Below are 19,866 nucleotides of genomic sequence, written 5' to 3' on the forward strand. Positions count from 1 at the left end.
GCCAGGGGAGGGTATGAGGAAGGGCCCTAGGAGATTTCCTAGGGCCCTTGAGCTATCCGGCGGCGAGCGGAAGATTAGCGTTCGTCGCGGTCGGCATCATCCCATTCGTCGACGTAGTCGGCGTATGGGTCATCCTCTTCATAATCGCGGGAGTCACCCTCTTGCTGTGCGGCGAGTTCCCGTTGCAGGGACTCGATATCCATCTCGGGTGAGTTGTACTTGAGCTGGCGTGCAACTTTGGTCTGCTTTGCCTTTGCGCGTCCGCGTCCCATGTGCATGACCCCCTTGGGTTAGTAGGGCGCGCCAGGGATTCTTGGGCGCCCCATCGACTTGTCTATTGAGTATCTTCCTGTAAGACACAATAGCCTGTGTGACGAAAAAATTCCGCACCGCCCCCTGACTAGTGGGAGATTTAGCGCCCGCGCAGCCGGTTTACTGCCTCACGCCCAGCCTTGGGGCCCTCATCCTCGGGGATGGAGGAAGGATCGATAGACGCCGCGGTATCGCCCACTTCTAGGGCGCCGACGTCCAGCGCAGAGCGCTTCACTAGGCCTAGGGCGATGGGGCCGAAATCGCAGTCATCCACAATCGTGCCGATGCGGCCTACCTTACGTCCATTGAAAGTAATGTCATCGCCCACATTTGGACGTTGTGGCGCGGAGCCGTCGAGGTGCAGCTGCACCAATAGGCGAGGGGAGCGGCCCAGATTTTCTACGCGCGCCACCGTTTCCTGGCCGCGGTAGCAGCCCTTATTGAGGTGAACGTGGGCCGGATTAGCGGCGCTGCGGCTGATCCACTGCGGCACCTCGTGGGGGATGGACTTATTATCCAGATCCGCCGCCAGCTCCGGCTCGCGGGCGCGGACGCGCTCGGCAGTAAACGCCATGAGCCCCGCTAGCCGTGCACCGGATTCCTCCAAGCGTTTCGTTGCCTCGACCAAGGATTCGCGCGGAATGCCCAGGTCAACGCGATTGATTCCCGGCCACTGGACCTGACGGGAAAACTCCACCATGGGTAGCAGTGAAACATCGGCCTCACCCAGGAGGGTAAGGATGGCGAGATCGGCTTCCTCAACGGTTACCTCGGACCAAAAGACCATCATGGTGAGGAACTTAAAGAGGGAGTCGAATTGCGCCGCAGGGACGTCGATAAGAAAGGCATTGTCGGTCCGCACGATATCCATGTGGTGAAGGATGTGGCCTTGGATGTCCAGGTCGAGGGCGCCGGCGGTGAAACCCACGGGGGCGTCGTCAAGCTTCTGTGAAAGCAGATTATTCAGAAACTCGGCGGCGTCCTTGCCGCTCACGCGAATGACGCGGCGCTGGGAGCGGTCAATGACGATGGTGCCGCCATCGGCGGCCCGTTGCTCACCCAGCGGATTGCCATAGTGCCAGGCCACGCCCTGGGCATCGAGTACGGTCGCGTCCTGGTGCTCCGCGGCACCGGCGCGCTGCAGAAGAGGCGAAGAATAACTCACAACTACCGATGGTAGGGCATAATCAAAAGTATGAAGTTTTCGCCGCGAAAAGAGCCGGTCATCTACGTTGTGGAGCCCTTTGGAGGGTCGGTACGCAGGCACATGCCCGCGCTGCCTCTTATCTACGCCGATGATGCCGCGGTCACCCGCGGCGATGGCATCTTTGAATCCCTGCTCGTGCGCGGAGGCAAAGCCGCTAACCTGCAGCGCCACGCGCAACGCTTTTGTGATTCGGCCCGCACAATGAACCTGCCAGAGCCACCCATGGACAAGTGGGAAGAAGCCACCCGGCTCGCCATCGCGGACTTCTGTGGGGACGAGCAAGGCGATGCTAAATGCACGTGGACCTATACCCGCGGGCGCGCCTCTACGGGGCGGCCGAGCGCGTGGGTTGTTGTGCAGCCGATTGAGGACAAGGTGCTAGAGCAGCGCGCCCACGGCGTCGCCGTCATGACGAGCCCCCGCCTGTGGCACGTGGCGGAGGAATTGCCCGCCAAGACGCTCAATTACGCGGCCACCATGGCGATGCTGCGCATGGCGCGGGAGAAGGGCTTTGAGGATCTCATCCTCACCGATCCGGACACCGGAGAAATTCTTGAAGGCGCCACCTCTACCGTGGTGGCCGTCAAGGGCGAAAAACTGCGCACCGCCGCCGGCCGCGGCATCCTGCCCGGCACCACGCAAGCGGCGCTCTTCGCGCACGCCAAAGAGAAAGGCTATCGCTGCAAGGCCAAGCCGCTGACCGTGGAGTATCTGCAAAAAGCGGACTCGGTGTGGTTGGTGTCCTCGGTGCGCGTTGCCGCGCGCGTTACAAAGCTCAATGACAAAAAATTAAAGGCCCCGGACAACGTGGACGTCATCCGAGACCTCATTGATGCAGCGCTTGGGGCTTAGCCGGCGATGCGGGTGAGCTCCGCCGACATGTAAGGGCGCATCTCGCCATCAACCATGCGCTCGTCTACCCAGCCCAGGTTGTTATTGGGCATGAGGCCGTACATGCGCTTGCCTGGGCCCAAGTTCTTCGGACCGGTTTCCGTGACCATGGTGGAGGCGGATTCCAGCTGCCATGCGCGATCATTGAATGGTTCGCCGTAGAAGATTTCCACGATGCCGGTAGAAGAGGTGTAGGTGACCTCGATTTCATCCTTTTCCGAGATACGCCAGAAGCCAGTCTCGCGCACAGACGGGCCTTCCGGCTTGCCTTCGGTATCGATCTTCCAGGTACGGGAGCTAAAGGTCAGGTAATTTTCGCCATCGTGGGCGATGACCAGCTGCTGGCCAAAGGTGTACTCCTGACCCTTCGTATCGTGGGCCTGGCCCTCGCCCTGCCAGACGCCAACAAGGGGGAGTAGACCCAGCAGGCCGTCGTGCAGCGACGGGCCCTGGCGCAGGTTCGCGGTATCGTCCGGTACCGGGGTATCGCCCAGCTCGAGAGCGGGGATATTGCGGCTAGCGGCGTCCTTCCACTGCTCGGCAGCCTGGTTCACGGCATCGTTGCCATTGAGCTTGCCGGGGTCATTTTCTGGGTGGGAGTCCGCAGTGGTTTCAATGTTGTTTGCGGTGTTGTCAGTATTATTTTCGCTCATGGCCGTCCAGCCTAGTCGTGCACCCGCCTTTTTAACTACTAGACTTGGACCTCGTGCATGCATTGATGATCTCGAATCCCAACTCGACCTCACAAACCAACGCCCTCTTCCGCCAAATCGTCCCCTGTCTACAAGCGGTAGAGGGCCTGCACCTCAAAGTGAAATTTACGCATTACCCTGGCCATGCAGAAGAGATGGTCAAGGGAATGACCAGGGACGACTACGACGTCATCATTGCTGTGGGCGGAGACGGAACCGTCAACGAGGTGGTCAACGGGCTACTCGGCCCGGCTGATGAGCAGCGACCCGATCCTCACTCCATTCCGGCGCTGGCCGTAATTCCTACCGGCTCCGCCAATGTCTTTGTGCGCGCCTTAGGCTTTCCCAATACCCCGGTGGAGGCTACCCATGTGCTGGCGCGCATGCTTGACCGGGATCTTCGCCGCACCATCTACCTAGGAACGTGGAACGAGCGGTGGTTTGCCGTCAATGCTGGCTTCGGTCTGGACGCAGACGTGCTGGCGCGAGTGGATCGTGCCCGCGAGCAAGGTTTTGCCGCCACCCCGCTGCGCTACCTCAACGTTGCTATCCGGGCATGGAGCCGCGCGCGGAAGAACCCACCGCATATTGCGGTGACAGCCGAGTCCAGTGATGGCGAGCGGCTGCACAAGAATGATGTGCCGCTGATGTTTACCTCAAATACCAATCCGTGGACATTCTTGGGCCCGCTGCCGGTGGTGACAAATCCGCGCAACTCCTTTGATGAGGGATTGGCTCTGTTTGGGCTGGAGGAGTTTAGCGGGCTCGGCGGCGTCGTCGGCCTGCTGCACCTCTTCGGTGCCGATAAGCGCGGATGGCTCAATACGCTCACCAAAGAAAAGACGGTGGCCTTCGACGACGCCATGCGGGTTGAGCTAGTCTGCCGCGAACCGCAGCGCTTCCAAGCCGATGGAGAATCGGAGGGGCGCTTTGACGCGGTTACCTTGGCCTCCGTGAAAGATGCCATCGAGGTATTCGCCCCGCAGGATAGGCGGGAAGCCCATCAGCGCACGATGAAGGAAGTTCTCCGGGACTTTATTCGTCTGCGCTAGTCTGCGGCGCGGGGCCGACCCGGTGCTTGGTATCGGCGGCCTTCTTTTCCGCCTCTTCCACGGCTTTTTGCTCCGAGCCTTCAATCTCTAGCGGGGAGAGCTGGGCCAGCTGCACCTTAATATTGCGGCGCTGTACCTCGAAGGAAATGGTGCCGCCCTGCATCTTTACCGCGGTCGCTTGGGCTGGAAGCGGTAGCTGCCGGGTATCGAAGTTGAGGGAAAAGGCCTTTTGCAGGCGCTCATCGTCCGTGTCATAGACCTGCATGCGAAACTCCGGACCAACCAGGCGGAGGGTGACCTTGGCGGTGGACTTGTGGGCGTCGCCAGGCAGGGTGCCCGTTAGCTCTGCTTCTGCAGAGGTGCCACCGGAGGGGGAAATATCGTCTGGGTTAGCAATCGAGAGATCGGTAATTCCCAACAGGCGGCCCAGGGCCACACCATCCAAAGAAATGCCGCGCGAGTAGGTGGAAACGGGCGCGCCCTCAATATCTCCATTCATTACCTGCTCTGGGGTGACGGTGATATCGCGGAGCACGGTCGAAGCATTGACCATGCCCAGCTTGGGCACCTCCACATCCAGCGCCTTGACCTCGAGATAAGGGATTTCCTTCGAGGCCGCCGCCCACACGTAGGGGGTGCCGCCGATGAAAACATCCGGCGTATTATCCAGCCGCGAATTGGCTTTCACGGCTTGCGCCACCTTGTGTTCCGTGTGCATAGCCACGCAGGCATCCGCCACCCAGGCCGCAAGGAGCACACACACCACGAGGAGGACGTGCACGATGCGCCGGTCAATCTTTAGAACACTCACCCTTTCATTCTTACCCTACGTATTCTGGGCCCTATGACTAGCAATGCCTTTAAGATTACGGAAGAAAACCTGCCGGACGCCCCGGAGCTGGCTCGCCGCGTAGAAGCGCTGGCTGAGCAGGCTGAACGCCAGGATGGGATGGCGCCGCTGTCGGAGCAATACCTCAACGGTCTTAGTGATTCCCGTTTGAAGCACCGCCACCTGGTGGCCTGGGTAGGGGAGGAACCGTGCGGCGTAGCCGGTCTGGAGGGCTCTACCGCCGAGCTATTCATTGTCCCCGATTACCGCGGGCAGGGCTATGGTGCCGCGCTTTACGACGCCGCCGCTAAGACCCCCAACCTTCACGCCTGGGCCCACGGGAACCTGCCGGCGGCACAGGCGCTGGCGCACTCCCGTGACCTGCAGGTCACCCGCAAGCTGGTGGTCATGGGGATCGGGGGAGAAGAGCTCGCAGCGGCCGCCCGCCCCGAAGGCTTGCCATTGACCGCCTTGAATTACACCGAGGCGGTGAATAAGTGGGGCAAGGACTTTGTGGAAGAGCAGTGGCTCAAGGTCAATAACGAGGCCTTTTCCTGGCATCCCGAACAAGGTGGCTGGGATCTCGATCGCCTGCATCGCGGCATGGAGGCAGACTGGTTCGACCCCGCAGACCTGCTTTTCCTGTGGGATACGGCAGATGAGCCGGCACTGGCCGGCTTCCACTGGACCAAGTGGCATGCGGAGGAAACTCCGGGCTTCGGTGAGGTCTACGTGGTGGGCTTGGCTGAAGACTACCGCGGTAAGAAGTTGGGCGGTCCGCTGCTGCAGATTGGCCTGCGCCGCATGGTGGAAAAGGGGGCTCAGCGGGTAATTCTTTATGTAGAAGCGGATAATGATCCGGCACTGAAGGCGTACGAGCGCCTAGGCTTTGAAGTTGATGAAGAACACGTCGTATGGGGCGTGTGTGACTAACGTCATGGGTTGAGCTGTGTTTGTTCACCCAGTGTTTACCTCTTGGCACCCTTTTGGTCAGATCCTGCGGATAGCTTTACACCCTGTGAGTTAACCGCACCTGTGCGCCTGCATCTCGCCTCAGAAGGCGGAGCGGGATGCAGGAAATATCTCTCTAGGAGATGCGGTTTCCTCGGACAATCAATCTCTGATCTGCACCGGAAAGGGTTTTCCCGTGATTCGCAACTTCAAGCGCACTGCCGCAATCTTCGGCATCGTAGCCGCAACCTCTACCGCTCTCGTAGCTTGCTCTGAGGAGTCTGGCTCCTCCTCTGATTCCGCTGGCGGCGAGGACGTCTCCGGCGAGCTCGTCGGCGACGGCGCATCCTCCCAGCAGAACGCAATGTCCTACTTCCAGACTGCGTTCTCCGAGGATCACCCAGACGCTTCCCTGTCCTACAACGCTTCCGGTTCCGGCGCCGGCGTTGAGGCCTTCACCAATGGCCAGGCTGACTTCGCTGGTTCTGACTCCGCTCTGAAGGAAGACGAGGGTGAGGTCGAGGCTGCCGCTAAGCGTTGCGATGGCAACGAGGCATGGCACCTGCCAACCACCATCGGTCCGGTTGCCATCGCCTACAACCTGGGTGACACCGAGATTAACCTCTCCACCGAGACCCTGGGCAAGATCTTCAAGGGCGAAATCAAGAAGTGGAACGACAAGGCCATCGCTGCTGACAACGAGGGCACCGACCTGCCGGACAAGGACATCACCGTCATCTTCCGTTCCGACGAGTCCGGTACCTCCGCAAACTTCCAGAAGTTCCTGAAGGCCGCTACCGGTGACTGGGACTCCGAGGGCAAGCAGTTCCCAGACGCTGTTGGTGAGGGTGCTAACGGCTCCTCCGGCGTTGCTGACCAGGTTGCAAGCATCGATGGTGCTATCACCTACGTCGAGGCCGGCTTCGCAGACCAGAAGGAAGGCGAGGGCGTCAAGAAGGCCAAGATTGACTTCGGCCACGGCCCGGTTGAGCTGTCCACCGAGTCCGTCAACAAGGCTCTGGAGAACCTGGAGTTCAAGGAGACCGAGTCCGAGCACAACATGGTTGTTGACTCCGATGCACTGTTCTCCTCCGACAACGAGGGTGCATACCCGCTCATCCTGACCACCTACAACATCGTGTGCTCCAAGGGCTACGACGAGGAGACCTCCAAGCTGGTCAAGTCCTTCTTCACCTCCGTCCTGGACCACCAGGATGACCAGCTGGCTGAGCAGGGCTTCATCCCAGTTGAGGGCGCACACCTGGACAAGCTGAAGGCTGCTGTTGACGCTCTGCAGTAAGCGCTAAAGCTGCAATAGCTTAATACCTCCCCGCCCCCACTGCCGCACACGATTCGCGCTTTGGGGGCACAGGTATGTAACGATATTTTCCATTTTTAACGCTGAAAAGGATTAACAGTCTCATGGCAGACAATAATCTCACCACGGCTCCAGAGCAGGTGGACGCGAACGTCACCTCTGCCGAGCGAGTCTCCAACAGCGGACACGACGAGGTAGCTACCACCAGCTCCAATAGCGGCGTTAAGCGCCCAGGCGACCGTGTCTTTGAATTCCTGTCCACTGCTTCGGCAACCCTCATCACCGTTATGATTGCCGCCATTGCCGCCTTCCTGCTCTGGCGTGCGGTTCCCGCACTGGGCGTCAACGACGGCGGCATCATGGGCTTCTTCACCTATGGCGGACGATGGGAGACCTCCGATACCTCCGCGATGAAGTTCGGTATCCCAACCATGTTCGGTACCACCGTTCTCATCTCCGTCTTCGCCCTCCTGCTGGCTATGCCGGTGGCCCTAGCCATCGCCATCTTCCTGTCCAACTACGCGCCTGCCCGCTTGGTTAAGCCGCTCGGCTTCCTCGTGGACATGCTCGCTGCAGTTCCGTCCATCGTCTACGGCCTGTGGGGTTGGCAGGTTCTTGGCCCGGCACTGTCCGGCTTCTACTCCTGGATGGAATCCTGGGCGGGTGGATTCTTCCTGTTCCACGTCTTCGATAACTCGCCGTCGTTTGCAACCGGCCGCAACCTGTTTACCGGTGGCATCGTGCTTGCCGTGATGATTCTGCCGATCATCGCCGCTACCGCCCGCGAGGTCTTCGTACAGACCCCTCCGGGCCAGGTGGAATCCGCCCTGGCTCTGGGCGCTACCCGCTGGGAAGTTATCCGCATGACCGTTCTTCCATTCGGCATGTCCGGCTACATCGCCGGCTCCATGCTCGGCCTGGGCCGTGCACTGGGTGAGACCATGGCGCTGTACATGGTTGTATCCCCGCTGATTGACTTCCGCTTCTCGCTTTTCGACGGCGGCACGACCTTCGCCACGGCCATCGCCCTGGCATCTGCCGAGTTCGGTAACGAGATGCGCGCTGGTGCCTACATCGCCGCCGGCCTCATGCTGTTCTTGCTGACCTTCGTGGTCAACGCAATTGCCCGCGCCATCGTGAAGAGTAAGTAAGGAGGGGAGGATCAATGACTACGACTACTAATGCCAAGCCTGCCTCCCAAGGCGGCGCGACCTTCCTGGACATCTCTGGCTCCCGCAAGATGACCAATAACATCGCCACCGTGGTGGTCTGGGGCGCAATGCTTCTGGCCATGGTTCCGCTGGTGTGGGTTCTGTGGGAACTCATTGCCCGCGGCAGTGGCGTCATCCTCAACCCTGAGTGGTGGACCGCTTCCCAGCGCGGCATCATGAATAGCTCTTCCGGTGGCGGTGCCGCTCACGCCATCGTGGGTACCTTTGTCCAGACCATTCTGGCCTCCATTATCTCTATTCCTATCGGCATCTTTACCGCCATCTACTTGGTGGAGTACTCCAAGGGCGGCTGGCTCGGCCGCATCACCACCTTCATGGTGGACATCCTGTCCGGTGTGCCTTCCATCGTTGCGGCCCTGTTCATCTTTGCCATGTGGATCACCCTGTTCGGCTTTGGCCGCTCCGGCTTCGCCGTGGCGCTGTCCCTGGTGCTGCTGATGATTCCAATTGTGGTGCGCAATACCGAAGAGATGCTACGCGTGGTCCCCATGGATCTGCGTGAGGCGTCTTACGCACTCGGCGTTCCGAAGTGGAAGACCATCGCCCGCATCGTTCTGCCTACCGCACTGTCCGGCATCGTCACCGGCATCATGCTGGCGATTGCTCGCGTGATGGGTGAGTCCTCGCCGGTGCTGGTCTTGGTTGGTTCCTCCTCCGTCATCAACTGGGATGCCTTCAAGGGCTCTCAGTCCTCGCTCCCGCTGATGATGCTGGATATGTATAAGGCCGGCGCACAGCCCGCCGTACTGGACAAGCTCTGGGGAGCAGCGTTGACGCTGGTTATCCTCATCGCCGTCCTCAACATTGCGGCCCGCATCGTTTCCGCGAAGTTCTCGGTTAAGAAGTAAACGCCGTACCACTCGATTCCGCCATACACTTGCTAGAGGAGAAACTCCCAAATGTCTAAGCTCGCGCTCAATGACGTGAACATTTTTTACGGCGACTTCCACGCCGTGCAGAACGTGAATATGCAGATCCCGGCCCAGGCCGTGACCGCATTCATCGGCCCTTCCGGCTGTGGTAAGTCCACCGTGCTACGCACCATCAACCGTATGCACGAGGTTATCCCTGGCGCCTCCGTGAAGGGTGAAATCCTGCTGGATGGCACCAATATCTACGGACCGAAGGTTGACCCGGTATCCGTACGCAACACCATCGGCATGGTCTTCCAGAAGGCAAACCCATTTCCCACGATGTCCATCGAGGACAATGTGGTGGCAGGCCTGAAGCTGTCCGGTGAAAAGAACAAGAAGAAGCTCAAGGAAGTTGCGGAGAAGTCCCTGCGCGGCGCCAACCTGTGGGATGAGGTTAAGGATCGCTTGGACAAGCCAGGCGGTGGCCTCTCCGGTGGTCAGCAGCAGCGTCTGTGCATCGCCCGCGCTATCGCCGTGGAGCCAGAGGTATTGCTCATGGACGAGCCTTGTTCCGCACTGGACCCGATTTCCACCCTCGCCGTGGAGGACCTCATCCATGAGCTGAAGGAAAACTTCACCATCGTTATCGTGACCCACAACATGCAGCAGGCAGCCCGCGTGTCCGATAAGACCGGCTTCTTCTCCCTAGAAGCAACCGGTAAGCCGGGCCACCTGGTGGAGTTTGACGACACCACCAAGATCTTCGAGAATCCTTCTCAGAAGGAGACCGAGGATTACATCTCTGGCCGCTTTGGCTAAAGAGTAAGAGAGATTGTCCGAGAGAAAGGGGGCCGGTTTGAACCGGCCCCCTTCTTTGGCGCTTAAATCCGTCTAACGGCGAAACTGACGCTCGAGTTCTGCCATCCGTGCTTCAAATTCGGCGTCCTTTTTGTCCTCCTCTAGCTTTTTGGCATAGTCATTGGGCAAAAGACCCGTGGTCAGATAGATGATGTGGCCGGCCACGGAGACGCAGTGGTCCGCATAGCGCTCGTAGTAGCGCGTAATTTGTGAGGTCTCAACGGCTTCGCGCACGCTGCCTTCCCATTCGCGCTGAGTCAGGATGCGCAGAATATGGGAGTTGATGTCATCCACTGCATCATCGTCGGCACGGAGGTTGACGGACAAATCCGCATCAGGGGTGACGAGGATATCGTGCAGCACCGACCCCATTTCTTCAGTGAGGCGGTACATCTCTTCGAAGTAGCCGATGTAATTCGCCGGTACCACGGCGTCAGGGTGGCGGCGGCGCGCGGAGTCTGCGATGTGCTGGGAAAGCCGGCCCATGCGGTAGAGATCCTCCACGATATAAATCGAGGAGACCACCTGACGGAGGTCCTGCGCCATGGGGTTTTCCAGCGCCAAAAGTGTTACAGCACGCTCAGAGCACCTAACGCGGATCTCATCTAGCTCCTCAGTCATGGTGAGGGCATCTTCCGCGGAGTCCAAGGCGCCTTGCAGTAGTGCCTGCGAAGCCTTATCCAAGATGGTGCGCACGGTATCGCACATCACGATGAGGTCATGGGAGAAGTTATCTAAGTGTTCCCTGTAGGCGGCACGCATGCCAAAGATAATAGCGAAAACTTTTCGCTTTTGCGCAACTTAAGAAGGGGTTAAATGCACGATTCCTGTATGTATTTAGCTGCTCTTAAATTGCTGTCAGGCTATCCGCCGGAATTCATAATGTCCGCAGCAACGGGAACGCAATCATCCTCGGGATCGTCGAGCCAACCATCCGGCAATGCCACCTTGGATGGCGAGCCCTGACGGCCGCGGGCTCCGTCGGCGTCGGCAGCTAGAGCATCGGACTCTGCCCAAGGTGCAAGGAGCTCACGCAAGGCATCGAGGGAATTGACCTTGGCTAAGCCCGCGCGGACCTGGCCACCAACCGGGAAACCACGCAGGTACCAACCGATGTGCTTGCGGATATCGCGGGAAGCATTGTCCTCGCCATCGTGCTCCGCCAGTAGCTCCGCGTGGCGGAGGATTACCTGGGTCACCTCGCCCAGGGTAGGCTCTGCCGGAATGGACTCGCCGCGCAGTGCGGCGCCGAGCTCGGCAAAGAGCCACGGGCGGCCGAGGCAGCCGCGGCCTACCTGCACGCCGTCGCAGCCGGTTTGTTCCATCATGCGGCGGGCATCCTCGGCACGGAAGATATCGCCATTGCCCAGCACTGGCACGCCAGTATCTGCCAGATGCTCTTTGAGGCGCGCGATTTCGTCCCATCGTGCTTCACCGGAGTAGCGCTGAGCGGCGGTACGGCCGTGCAGGGTAACGGCGGCGGCACCGGACTCGACGGCGATGCGCCCGGCGTCGAGATGCGTATGGTGCTCGTCATCGATGCCCACACGCATCTTTACCGTGACCGGGATATTGGTGCCCTCTGTGGCCTTGACCGCAGCCGAGACGATATTGCCAAAGAGGCGTCGCTTATAAGGCAGCGCGGAACCGCCGCCGCGGCGGGTCACCTTGGGAACCGGGCAACCAAAGTTCATATCGATGTGGTCCGCGAGGTTTTCGTCGACGATCATCTTCGCGGCTTTATAGGTATATTCCGGATCCACCGTATAGATCTGTAAGGAACGAGGATCTTCCTGCGGCGCAAAGGTGGTCATGTGCAGCGTCTTTTCATTGCGCTCTACCAGTGCACGGGCGGTGACCATCTCGCAGACGTAAAGGCCCGACACCGTGCCGGTGCGCGCCAGCTCCTGCTCGCGGCACAACGTGCGGAAGGCAACGTTGGTTACCCCCGCCATCGGGGCGAGGATGACGGGGGAGGAGAGATCGTAGTGTCCAATGCGCAAATTCACGCCCCAATTGTGCTAGTTAACGGGGGAAAATAGCAACCGGGTCCACAGTGGCGCCGTTCCCTATTTCTGTTTTATGGGGTAGGGGTCACACAAAAGTGGTGGAAATCTTGCAAAGATTCGCTAATGTGGGCTGTGTAACTAATTAGAACGGCCGTTATTTTGGCTGGCCCCTTAATGAAGGAGGATTACCCTTGTCCGAGAGAATCGCGTACGCCCCATTTGAGAAGCTCGTGGTTTCTGCAGAAGAGGCTGCTCAGCACGTTAACCACGGTGACCGCGTGGGCATTTCCGGCTTCACCGGTGCTGGCTACCCCAAGGGCCTGCCCACCGCCATTGCAGAGAAGGCCAAGGCTCTACATGAAAAGGGCGAGGAATTTAAGATCGACGTCTTCTCCGGCGCTTCCACCGCCCCGGACTGCGATGGCGTTCTGGCGGAAGCTGAGGCGATTCGCTTCCGCTCTCCTTATAACTCCGATCCCACGCTGCGTAAGCAGTTCAATGATGGCACCGCGCTTTACCAGGATATCCACCTGTCTCACTCGGGCCAGCAGGTAGAAGAGGGCTTCTACGGTGACTTCCAGGTGGCCATTATTGAGGCCGTGCGCATTACCGAAGAAGGCCACGTGGTGCCGTCCTCCGCGGTGGGCAATAACCTCGAGTTCATCGAGGCTGCCGATAAGATCATCATCGAGATCAATGAGTGGCAGTCCATCAACCTCGAGGGCATGCACGATATCTACCGCATTGAAAAGCTGCCTAATCGCCAGCCCATCCCTATCACTAAGCCGGGCGACCGCATCGGTACCACCTACATGGAGGTGCCGGAGGACAAGGTTGTTGCAGTGGTTAAGACCGATGCCCCGGACCGCAACGCACCATTCAAGGAACCGGACGAGGTTTCCGAGAAGATCGCCGCCAACTTCATCGAGTTCCTCGAGGGGGAGGTCGCCGCTGGTCGCCTTGAGTATGACAAGTTCATCATGCAATCCGGCGTGGGCAACGTTCCCAACGCCGTGATGGCCGGCCTTTTGGATTCCAAGTTTGAGAATATTCAGGCCTATACCGAGGTCATTCAGGATGGCATGCTCGATCTTATCGATGCGGGCAAGATGACCATGGCTTCCGCTACCTCCTTCGCGCTGTCCCCAGACTACGCGGAGAAGATGAATGCGGAAGCAGAGCGCTACCGCGAGCACATTATTCTGCGCCCACAGCAGGTCTCTAACCATCCAGAGGTCATCCGTCGCGTCGGCCTGATTTCTTCCAATGGCATGATTGAGGCCGATATCTACGGCAACATCAACTCCACCAACGTATCCGGCTCCCGCATCATGAACGGCACCGGCGGCTCGGGTGACTTCACCCGTAACGCTTATATCTCCACCTTCGTTTCCCCGTCCGTGGCCAAGGACGGCGCAATTTCCGCGCTGGTTCCGTTCGTGTCCCACACGGATCACACCGAGCACGACACCATGGTCATCATTACTGAGTACGGTGTAGCTGACCTGCGCGGGCTGGCTCCAAAGGAGCGCGTGGAGAAGGTCATCTCCGTGGCACACCCGGATTACCGTCCGTTGCTCGAGGACTACTTCAACCGTGCGAAGGAAAACAAGTTCCAGCACACCCCACACGATTTGAAGACTGCCTTTGACTTCCAGGTCCGCTTCATGGAGAAGGGCGATATGCGCGGCTAATGTAGCCACGCTTCGGCAGGCGCTCAGTGGCGAGCTGAGCGCCTTTCGCTTGCCGACGCCCCCCTAATTAGGACTTTGCAAATACCGCAAGCTAAACTGGAGCGACGTTGGGCCTTTAGCTCAGTTGGTAGAGCTACGGACTTTTAATCCGCAGGTCGTGGGTTCGATCCCCACAGGGCCCACAACTGGAGCCACCTTCTCGGGTGGCTCCTTTTAGTTTTTCACCATCTTCTTGATGGCGCGCATGGCCTCTTCTAGCTTCTCGGTGGCTACTTCACCGTCCTCGGCGGCGGCACCGGCCACACAGTGCTCAATATGGTCTTCTAGGAGCGCCAGTGAGACATTCTCCAGCGCCGACTTCACCGCCGAAATCTGGGTAATGATGTCGATGCAGTATTGGTCTTCTTCGACCATGCGGTGGATGCCGCGCGCCTGCCCCTCAATGCGCTTGAGCCTGGCGAGGTAGCGATCCTTGCTCTTAGAATCCGCGTTATATCCGTGTACGTGCGGCTCGTGGCAGGAGCACGTTTGATGCTGGTCAGACATGGTTCCTAATCTTTCTGGGGGAGCGATTTTGTAACTAGGTGAGGTCTCCAGTATATTTCTAGAAGTCGCCTTAGCGCGACGGGCCCCCATCGTCTAGCGGCCTAGGACACTGCCCTTTCACGGCAGCGGCACGGGTTCGAATCCCGTTGGGGGTACCAACACGAAAGTGTTGGTCCGAATTAAATATTCGATTGGCCTTGTGGCGCAGTTGGTTAGCGCGCCGCCCTGTCACGGCGGAGGTCGCGGGTTCAAGTCCCGTCAAGGTCGCAGAATGAGCAGCAATCGCTTCGGCGGTTGCTGCTTTTGGTTTTGTTAGGCTGGCGCCATGGAGCCATACGTGGGAATTGCTGTCTTTGAACTTGCCTCCGAAAGCTCGGAGCATTCTAGCTTCTTCCGAGAGGATTTCTTTCTCGTCTATGCGGACTCGGATGAGGAGGCGCACCGGAAGGTCGAGGCACGGGCCCATGAGCAAGAATATGAGGGCCTGTGGCTGCGCCACATTGTCGACGTCGCGCCCACCCTCTACGGCCATGTGGATCGAGATTGTGACCTCTATTCGCGGCATTTTTCCGCGCTGGAAGACTACGAGCGCTTCGAGATGAACTTGGGTGGAAAGGATCCACTTTCACCGCCTAAATAGCGTTCTGACGTGCAGATTTGGTGAGTCTTGGGAGTCTTCTGTAAAGTATCTATCCGTGCCCAAGAGCACACACATAATTAAAAATGGCCCTGTGGCGCAGTTGGTTAGCGCGCCGCCCTGTCACGGCGGAGGTCGCGGGTTCAAGTCCCGTCAGGGTCGCGGAAACCTTCGGGTTTCTGGCCAGATAGCTCAGTCGGTAGAGCACACGCCTGAAAAGTGTGGGGTCGCCAGTTCGATCCTGGCTCTGGCCACAATAATGGCTCCTCGTAAGAGGGGCCATTTTGCTTTAGTATGGGCACATGGAACACGCTATTGCACACCAGCCCGATAAGTCCCGCTACGTCCTTACCGTGGACGGTGTCGAGGCGGGCTCGTGCCACTATGTAGACGCAGGCACGACCCGCGAGTTCAACCACACGGTCATCAAGGATGCTTTCCGTGGTCAAGGATTGTCCGCGCCGCTGATTAAGGCCGCGCTTGACGACGTCCGGGGCGTCGGCAAGCAAGTCATTGCTTCCTGCTCCGCCGTGGCGCGCTTTATAGAAAAGAATCCCGAATACCGCGACCTGCTGCGCCCAGAGGGCATATAAAAGCGGCCCACAGTTGCCTGTGAGCCGCTGGGAGAGGATTTAGATGTAGTAGTCGGGGTCGACCAGTTTGATGCGCTCATTCGGGTTGCGCGGACGGTTCTTGGCCGGAATGCCCACCGCGATATGCTCCGCGGGAACATCCTTCGTCACCACGGCATTGGCGCCAATAGCCGATCCTTCACCGATCGTAATGGGGCCGAGCACCTTGGCGCCCGCACCGATGGTGACATTGTCTTCGACGGTGGGGTGGCGCTTGGTCTGGGTAAGGACCTGGCCGCCGAGGGTGACGCCGTGATAGAGCATGACGCCATCGCCAATCTCGGCGGTTTCACCAATGACGATGCCCATGCCATGGTCAATAAAGAAGCGGCGGCCGATAGTTGCGCCTGGGTGGATCTCCACGCCGGTAAAGAAGCGGTTAATCTGCGCCAAGATGCGCGCGGGCCCGCGCAGCCCGCGCTTCCACATCCAGTGCGAAATGCGGTGAGACCACACCGCGTGGAGACCGGAGTAAACTACTGCATTTTCGACGTCGCCACGTGCGGCCGGATCGTGATCTCTTGCATTTGCTAAGTCTTCACGGATGTAGCTCATAATGTTCATGCCCACATAGTACTGGCATAAAAAAGGCACCCGCCAAGGTTGGCGGGTGCTTTTATTCAAGCGAAGTAATTTAAGCTTCGCGGATGTCCTCGAAGAGGATGGTGGAGACGTAGCGCTCACCAAAGTCCGGCAGGACAACCACGATGGTCTTGCCCTCGAACTCTGGGCGCTCCGCCAGCTTCAGAGCTGCGGAAACGTTGGCGCCGGCGGAGATGCCAACCAGCAGGCCTTCTTGGGTAGCCAGGTCGCGGGATGCCTTGATGGACTCCTCGGTGGTGGCGGTAAAGACTTCGTCGAGAAGCTCGCGGTCAAGTACCTCAGGAACGAAGTTAGCGCCGATGCCCTGAATCTTGTGCGGGCCAGCGTGGCCTTCAGACAGGACAGGGGAGTCGGACGGCTCAACCGCAGCCAAGTGCAGGTCTGGGTTCTTGGACTTCAGGAAGCGGCCCACACCGGTAACGGTGCCGCCGGTGCCTACACCAGCAACGAAGGCGTCAACCTTACCCTCGGCGTCTTCCCAAATCTCTGGGCCGGTGGTTTCCTCGTGAATCTTCGGGTTTGCCTCGTTAGCGAACTGTGCGGCAAGGATGGCGTTATCGTTCTCGGCGACGATTTCATTCGCCTTGTCGACGGCGCCCTGCATGCCAGCCGCACCAGGGGTCAGTACGATTTCTGCTCCGTAGGCACGCAGTAGCACCTTGCGCTCATTGGACATGGTCTCCGGCATGGTCAGAATGACCTTGTAGCCCAAGGTGGCGCCAGCCAGCGCCAGGGCGATGCCGGTATTGCCGGAGGTGGCCTCCACGATGGTGCCGCCCGGCTTGAGCTGACCGGACTTTTCAGCGGCCTCAACGATGGCCTTGCCGATGCGGTCCTTCACGGAATTTGCCGGGTTAAAAGACTCCACCTTGGCAAGCACGGTAGCGCCCTTGCCCTCGGTAAGGCGGTTCAGGCGGACCAGCGGGGTGCCGCCGATGGTTTCCATGATGTTGTTGTAGACAGCCATTTTGTGGACTCCTTTGGGAATCAGATTTGGGTTCAAATCGCGTACAACGCAAGCGTACACTACACAAGTAGACCAGTCAGTATATAAATTCTAGACCGGGCATTCGGGCATTTCATGTGGGATTGCAACGCCGGATAAGCCGAGGGCGATTTCGAATTACCCCCACATGCTGTCTATACTTCCACTCAGTTGCCCGCTTGTCCCCAAATTCCCGGGGGAGGACGGGTACACCTGCTTGGTTACCCCCGACGAGGAAAGAGTCTCATGGAGTCGCATCGCCTCAAAGATGATGAAGAATCCGTACGCGCGGCCCTGTCGTCCCTGAAGACCGCTACAGGTATTCCGGTGACGATGTACGCCACGCTGCTGCCCGATAATCGCCTGCAGATCACACAGTGGGTGGGGCTACGCACCCCAGCGCTGCAGAATCTGATCATTGACTCTGGCGTCGGTGTAGGTGGGCGAGTGGTCAGCACTCGCCGCGCGGTAGGTGTATCCGATTACACTCGTGCCACCACCATTTCGCACGAGAACGACCGCGTGATCCAAGACGAAGGCCTGCACTCTATCGTGGCCGTGCCCGTTACGGTGCAGCGCGAAATTCGCGGTGTCCTCTACGTAGGCGTGCACTCCCCAGTTCGTTTGGGCGATAAGGTCATTGAAGAAGTGACGATGACCGCGCGCACCCTCGAGCAAGACCTGGCCGTTAATTCCGCCATGCGACGTGCCGATGGGTCCAAGGGTGGAGCGGCTCGGGGCCACGTCATGAACGGTGCCGAGTGGGAACAGGTCCGCTCCACCCACTCCAAGCTGCGCATGTTGGCCAACCGCGTAGAAGACGAAGACCTGCGCAAGGAGCTAGAGACGCTGTGTGACCAGATGGTCTCGCCGGTGCGCGTGAAGCAATCCACCAAGCTCTCCGCCCGCGAGCTCGACGTGCTCTCTTGTGTGGCCCTAGGCCATACCAACGTAGAAGCAGCTGAGGAGATGGGGATCGGCGCAGAAACTGTGAAGTCTTATCTGCGCTCGGTAATGCGTAAACTCGGTGCGCATACCCGCTACGAGGCGGTTAATGCCGCCCGTCGCATCGGCGCGTTGCCTTAAGAACCGGTAGCGTAGGCAGTTGTGAAAGATCAGTTTATTGTTTCCGGCGGTGCCCGCCTTGAGGGCACGGTTAAAGTAGATGGCGCAAAAAATAGCGTCTTGAAGCTCATGGCCGCATCCTTGCTGGCGGAGGGCACTACGACGCTGACCAACTGCCCAGAAATTCTGGACGTCCCCCTCATGAAGAAGGTTCTTGAGGGGCTCGGCTGCGAGGTAGTCATCGAGGGCTCTGAGGTCCGGATTACTACCCCTGCACAGCCGCAATCCAACGCGGATTTCGACGCGGTCCGCCAATTCCGCGCATCCGTCTGCGTGCTCGGGCCTTTGACGTCACGCTGTGGCCACGCAAAGGTAGCGTTGCCCGGTGGTGACGCGATTGGCTCCCGTCCGCTAGATATGCACCAGACCGGATTAGAAAAGCTCGGCGCCACCACCCGTATTGAGCATGGTGCCGTTGTGGCAGAGGCTACGCACCTGCGTGGTGCGAATATCCGCCTAGACTTCCCGTCCGTAGGCGCAACCGAAAATATCCTTACCGCTGCGGTTCTCGCCGAGGGTGAAACCGTCCTCCATAATGCAGCTCGCGAGCCGGAAATCGTCGATCTGTGCACCATGCTCAAGTCCATGGGTGCCGACATCGAGGGTGAGGGAAGCTCAGTGGTGACCATCCGCGGCGTCGATAAGCTGCAGCCCGCCCAGCATGAGGTTATTGGTGACCGAATTGTGGCAGGCACGTGGGCGTATGCTGCAGCCATGACCCAGGGTGATATCACCGTGGGTGGAATTTCCCCGCGCCACCTGCACCTGCCGCTAGAAAAGCTGAAGTCCGCCGGCGCGGAACTAGAGACCTATGAGAATGGTTTCCGCGTGCGCATGGACCAGCGACCACAGGCTGTGGACTACCAGACCCTCCCATTTCCGGGATTTCCCACCGACCTGCAGCCGATGGCTATTGGCATCTCTGCTATTGCGGACGGAACGACCGTCATTACGGAGAATGTCTTTGAATCCCGTTTCCGGTTTGTGGATGAAATGCTGCGCTTGGGTGCCGACGCCCAGGTTGACGGCCACCATGTAGTAGTCCGCGGTAAAGAACGACTCTCTTCTACTCACGTGTGGAGTTCCGATATCCGTGCGGGTGCCGGTCTCGTACTTTCTGCACTATGTGCGGATGAGACCACTACGGTCCACGATGTTTTCCACATTGACCGCGGATATCCCAACTTTGTAGAAAACCTGCAGCGCCTCGGCGCCACAATTGAAAGAACTCAAGAAGAAGAGCTCTTTTAACGACGTCCCCAGCCCAACGTTTTCCGTTGTGTGCTGGGGATTTGTCATTGTTGGAGGGGTTGGACTACATTAATCCAAGTCGCCGCGAGGTAGCCGGGAGGTTACTTCTTTGCGAATTTTGTACGGGCTTGGTTCAAGGATTTGACAGGGTTCAATGATTTGAGTAAGTTTGTACGAGCCGCCAACGA

At 59.0% G+C, this 19,866-nt stretch carries 21 protein-coding genes and 5 tRNA genes; 17 read left to right on the forward strand and 9 right to left on the reverse strand.

Annotation, left to right across the window (positions count from 1 at the left end; all coding sequences use genetic code 11):
- Positions 1–74: 74 nt before the first annotated feature.
- Both QP941_RS05500 and ygfZ read right to left on the reverse strand, forming a co-directional pair.
- Positions 75–272, reverse strand: a complete 198-nt coding sequence (locus tag QP941_RS05500) for a DUF3073 domain-containing protein (protein WP_193387586.1) — start codon at positions 270–272, stop codon at positions 75–77.
- Positions 273–412: 140 nt separating this feature from the next.
- The gene (gene ygfZ, locus QP941_RS05505) at positions 413–1,477 is read right to left on the reverse strand and encodes a CAF17-like 4Fe-4S cluster assembly/insertion protein YgfZ (RefSeq protein WP_284868289.1); all 1,065 of its coding nucleotides are present in this window, start codon (positions 1,475–1,477) and stop codon (positions 413–415) included.
- A 30-nt stretch (positions 1,478–1,507) separates the two neighbouring features.
- Here ygfZ and QP941_RS05510 point away from each other — a divergent pair, with 30 nt between their 5' ends.
- The gene (locus QP941_RS05510; protein WP_284868290.1) at positions 1,508–2,371 is read left to right on the forward strand and encodes an aminodeoxychorismate lyase; all 864 of its coding nucleotides are present in this window, start codon (positions 1,508–1,510) and stop codon (positions 2,369–2,371) included.
- Here QP941_RS05510 and QP941_RS05515 read toward each other — a convergent pair.
- The gene (locus tag QP941_RS05515; protein WP_284868291.1) at positions 2,368–3,063 is read right to left on the reverse strand and encodes a heme-binding beta-barrel domain-containing protein; all 696 of its coding nucleotides are present in this window, start codon (positions 3,061–3,063) and stop codon (positions 2,368–2,370) included. The two genes, QP941_RS05510 and QP941_RS05515, sit on opposite strands and share 4 nt — an antisense overlap.
- A gap of 53 nt (positions 3,064–3,116) precedes the next feature.
- Between QP941_RS05515 and QP941_RS05520 the strand changes: the two genes are divergently transcribed.
- A complete protein-coding gene (locus QP941_RS05520) occupies positions 3,117–4,154 on the forward strand; it encodes a diacylglycerol/lipid kinase family protein (protein ID WP_284868293.1) in 1,038 nt (345 codons plus the stop codon).
- On the opposite strand, the gene QP941_RS05525 is transcribed toward QP941_RS05520, so the two are convergent.
- The gene (locus QP941_RS05525; RefSeq protein WP_284868295.1) at positions 4,138–4,965 is read right to left on the reverse strand and encodes an LmeA family phospholipid-binding protein; all 828 of its coding nucleotides are present in this window, start codon (positions 4,963–4,965) and stop codon (positions 4,138–4,140) included. The genes QP941_RS05520 and QP941_RS05525 overlap by 17 nt on opposite strands.
- A 33-nt stretch (positions 4,966–4,998) precedes the next feature.
- On the opposite strand from QP941_RS05525, the gene mshD reads away from it, so the two are divergent.
- From mshD to pstB, 5 genes are all read left to right on the forward strand, one after another.
- Positions 4,999–5,916: a mycothiol synthase gene (gene mshD / locus QP941_RS05530; protein WP_284868296.1), complete on the forward strand. Its 918-nt coding sequence runs from the start codon at positions 4,999–5,001 to the stop codon at positions 5,914–5,916.
- Between the two features lie 214 nt (positions 5,917–6,130).
- Positions 6,131–7,234: a phosphate ABC transporter substrate-binding protein PstS gene (gene pstS / locus QP941_RS05535; protein ID WP_284868297.1), complete on the forward strand. Its 1,104-nt coding sequence runs from the start codon at positions 6,131–6,133 to the stop codon at positions 7,232–7,234.
- 122 nt (positions 7,235–7,356) lie between these two features.
- Positions 7,357–8,403, forward strand: coding sequence for a phosphate ABC transporter permease subunit PstC (pstC, locus tag QP941_RS05540; RefSeq protein WP_284868298.1), 1,047 nt, complete (start codon positions 7,357–7,359; stop codon positions 8,401–8,403).
- A gap of 14 nt (positions 8,404–8,417) precedes the next feature.
- Positions 8,418–9,332 (forward strand): phosphate ABC transporter permease PstA, encoded by a 915-nt coding sequence (pstA, locus tag QP941_RS05545; RefSeq protein ID WP_284868299.1) that lies wholly within the window; start codon positions 8,418–8,420, stop codon positions 9,330–9,332.
- A 51-nt stretch (positions 9,333–9,383) separates the two neighbouring features.
- Positions 9,384–10,157: a phosphate ABC transporter ATP-binding protein PstB gene (pstB, locus tag QP941_RS05550; RefSeq protein WP_023019857.1), complete on the forward strand. Its 774-nt coding sequence runs from the start codon at positions 9,384–9,386 to the stop codon at positions 10,155–10,157.
- A 72-nt stretch (positions 10,158–10,229) separates the two neighbouring features.
- Here the strand turns inward: pstB and phoU are convergent, their stop codons facing one another.
- Both phoU and dusB read right to left on the reverse strand, forming a co-directional pair.
- A complete protein-coding gene (gene phoU / locus QP941_RS05555) occupies positions 10,230–10,958 on the reverse strand; it encodes a phosphate signaling complex protein PhoU (RefSeq protein ID WP_284868300.1) in 729 nt (242 codons plus the stop codon).
- 101 nt (positions 10,959–11,059) lie between these two features.
- Positions 11,060–12,205, reverse strand: a complete 1,146-nt coding sequence (gene dusB / locus QP941_RS05560) for a tRNA dihydrouridine synthase DusB (protein ID WP_239278186.1) — start codon at positions 12,203–12,205, stop codon at positions 11,060–11,062.
- A gap of 191 nt (positions 12,206–12,396) precedes the next feature.
- Here dusB and scpC point away from each other — a divergent pair, with 191 nt between their 5' ends.
- Together scpC and QP941_RS05570 are read left to right on the forward strand one after the other, a co-directional pair.
- Entirely contained in the window at positions 12,397–13,899 is a 1,503-nt protein-coding gene (gene scpC, locus QP941_RS05565; RefSeq protein ID WP_239278185.1) for a succinyl-CoA:acetate CoA-transferase ScpC, read from the forward strand.
- Between the two features lie 109 nt (positions 13,900–14,008).
- Positions 14,009–14,081: transfer RNA gene (locus QP941_RS05570), tRNA-Lys, on the forward strand.
- A gap of 31 nt (positions 14,082–14,112) precedes the next feature.
- Here QP941_RS05570 and QP941_RS05575 read toward each other — a convergent pair.
- A complete protein-coding gene (locus tag QP941_RS05575; protein WP_005325826.1) occupies positions 14,113–14,445 on the reverse strand; it encodes a metal-sensitive transcriptional regulator in 333 nt (110 codons plus the stop codon).
- An 82-nt stretch (positions 14,446–14,527) separates the two neighbouring features.
- Between QP941_RS05575 and QP941_RS05580 the strand changes: the two genes are divergently transcribed.
- From QP941_RS05580 to QP941_RS05605, 6 genes are all read left to right on the forward strand, one after another.
- Positions 14,528–14,603: transfer RNA gene (locus QP941_RS05580), tRNA-Glu, on the forward strand.
- 35 nt (positions 14,604–14,638) lie between these two features.
- Positions 14,639–14,712, forward strand: a tRNA-Asp gene (locus QP941_RS05585).
- A 58-nt stretch (positions 14,713–14,770) separates the two neighbouring features.
- A complete protein-coding gene (locus QP941_RS05590; protein WP_284868301.1) occupies positions 14,771–15,085 on the forward strand; it encodes a DUF4288 domain-containing protein in 315 nt (104 codons plus the stop codon).
- Positions 15,086–15,170: 85 nt separating this feature from the next.
- A tRNA-Asp gene (locus QP941_RS05595) sits at positions 15,171–15,244 on the forward strand.
- A gap of 19 nt (positions 15,245–15,263) precedes the next feature.
- Positions 15,264–15,336: transfer RNA gene (locus QP941_RS05600), tRNA-Phe, on the forward strand.
- 48 nt (positions 15,337–15,384) lie between these two features.
- Positions 15,385–15,675 carry a GNAT family N-acetyltransferase gene (locus QP941_RS05605; RefSeq protein WP_284868302.1) on the forward strand — a complete coding sequence of 97 codons (291 nt, stop codon included), beginning with the start codon at positions 15,385–15,387 and terminating at the stop codon, positions 15,673–15,675.
- Positions 15,676–15,714: 39 nt separating this feature from the next.
- On the opposite strand, the gene epsC is transcribed toward QP941_RS05605, so the two are convergent.
- On the reverse strand, positions 15,715–16,278 hold the full coding sequence (gene epsC / locus QP941_RS05610) for a serine O-acetyltransferase EpsC (RefSeq protein ID WP_086589216.1): 564 nt from the start codon (positions 16,276–16,278) through the stop codon (positions 15,715–15,717).
- Between the two features lie 70 nt (positions 16,279–16,348).
- The gene (cysK, locus tag QP941_RS05615) at positions 16,349–17,284 is read right to left on the reverse strand and encodes a cysteine synthase A (protein WP_284767164.1); all 936 of its coding nucleotides are present in this window, start codon (positions 17,282–17,284) and stop codon (positions 16,349–16,351) included.
- Positions 17,285–17,548: 264 nt separating this feature from the next.
- Here cysK and ramA point away from each other — a divergent pair, with 264 nt between their 5' ends.
- Both ramA and murA read left to right on the forward strand, forming a co-directional pair.
- Positions 17,549–18,388: an acetate metabolism transcriptional regulator RamA gene (ramA, locus tag QP941_RS05620; protein ID WP_284767163.1), complete on the forward strand. Its 840-nt coding sequence runs from the start codon at positions 17,549–17,551 to the stop codon at positions 18,386–18,388.
- Between the two features lie 21 nt (positions 18,389–18,409).
- On the forward strand, positions 18,410–19,678 hold the full coding sequence (murA, locus tag QP941_RS05625) for a UDP-N-acetylglucosamine 1-carboxyvinyltransferase (RefSeq protein ID WP_239278180.1): 1,269 nt from the start codon (positions 18,410–18,412) through the stop codon (positions 19,676–19,678).
- The last annotated feature ends 188 nt before the right edge of the window (positions 19,679–19,866 follow it).

This window comes from Corynebacterium sp. MSK150 (assembly GCF_030229215.1).
Classification (GTDB): Bacteria; Actinomycetota; Actinomycetes; order Mycobacteriales; family Mycobacteriaceae; genus Corynebacterium.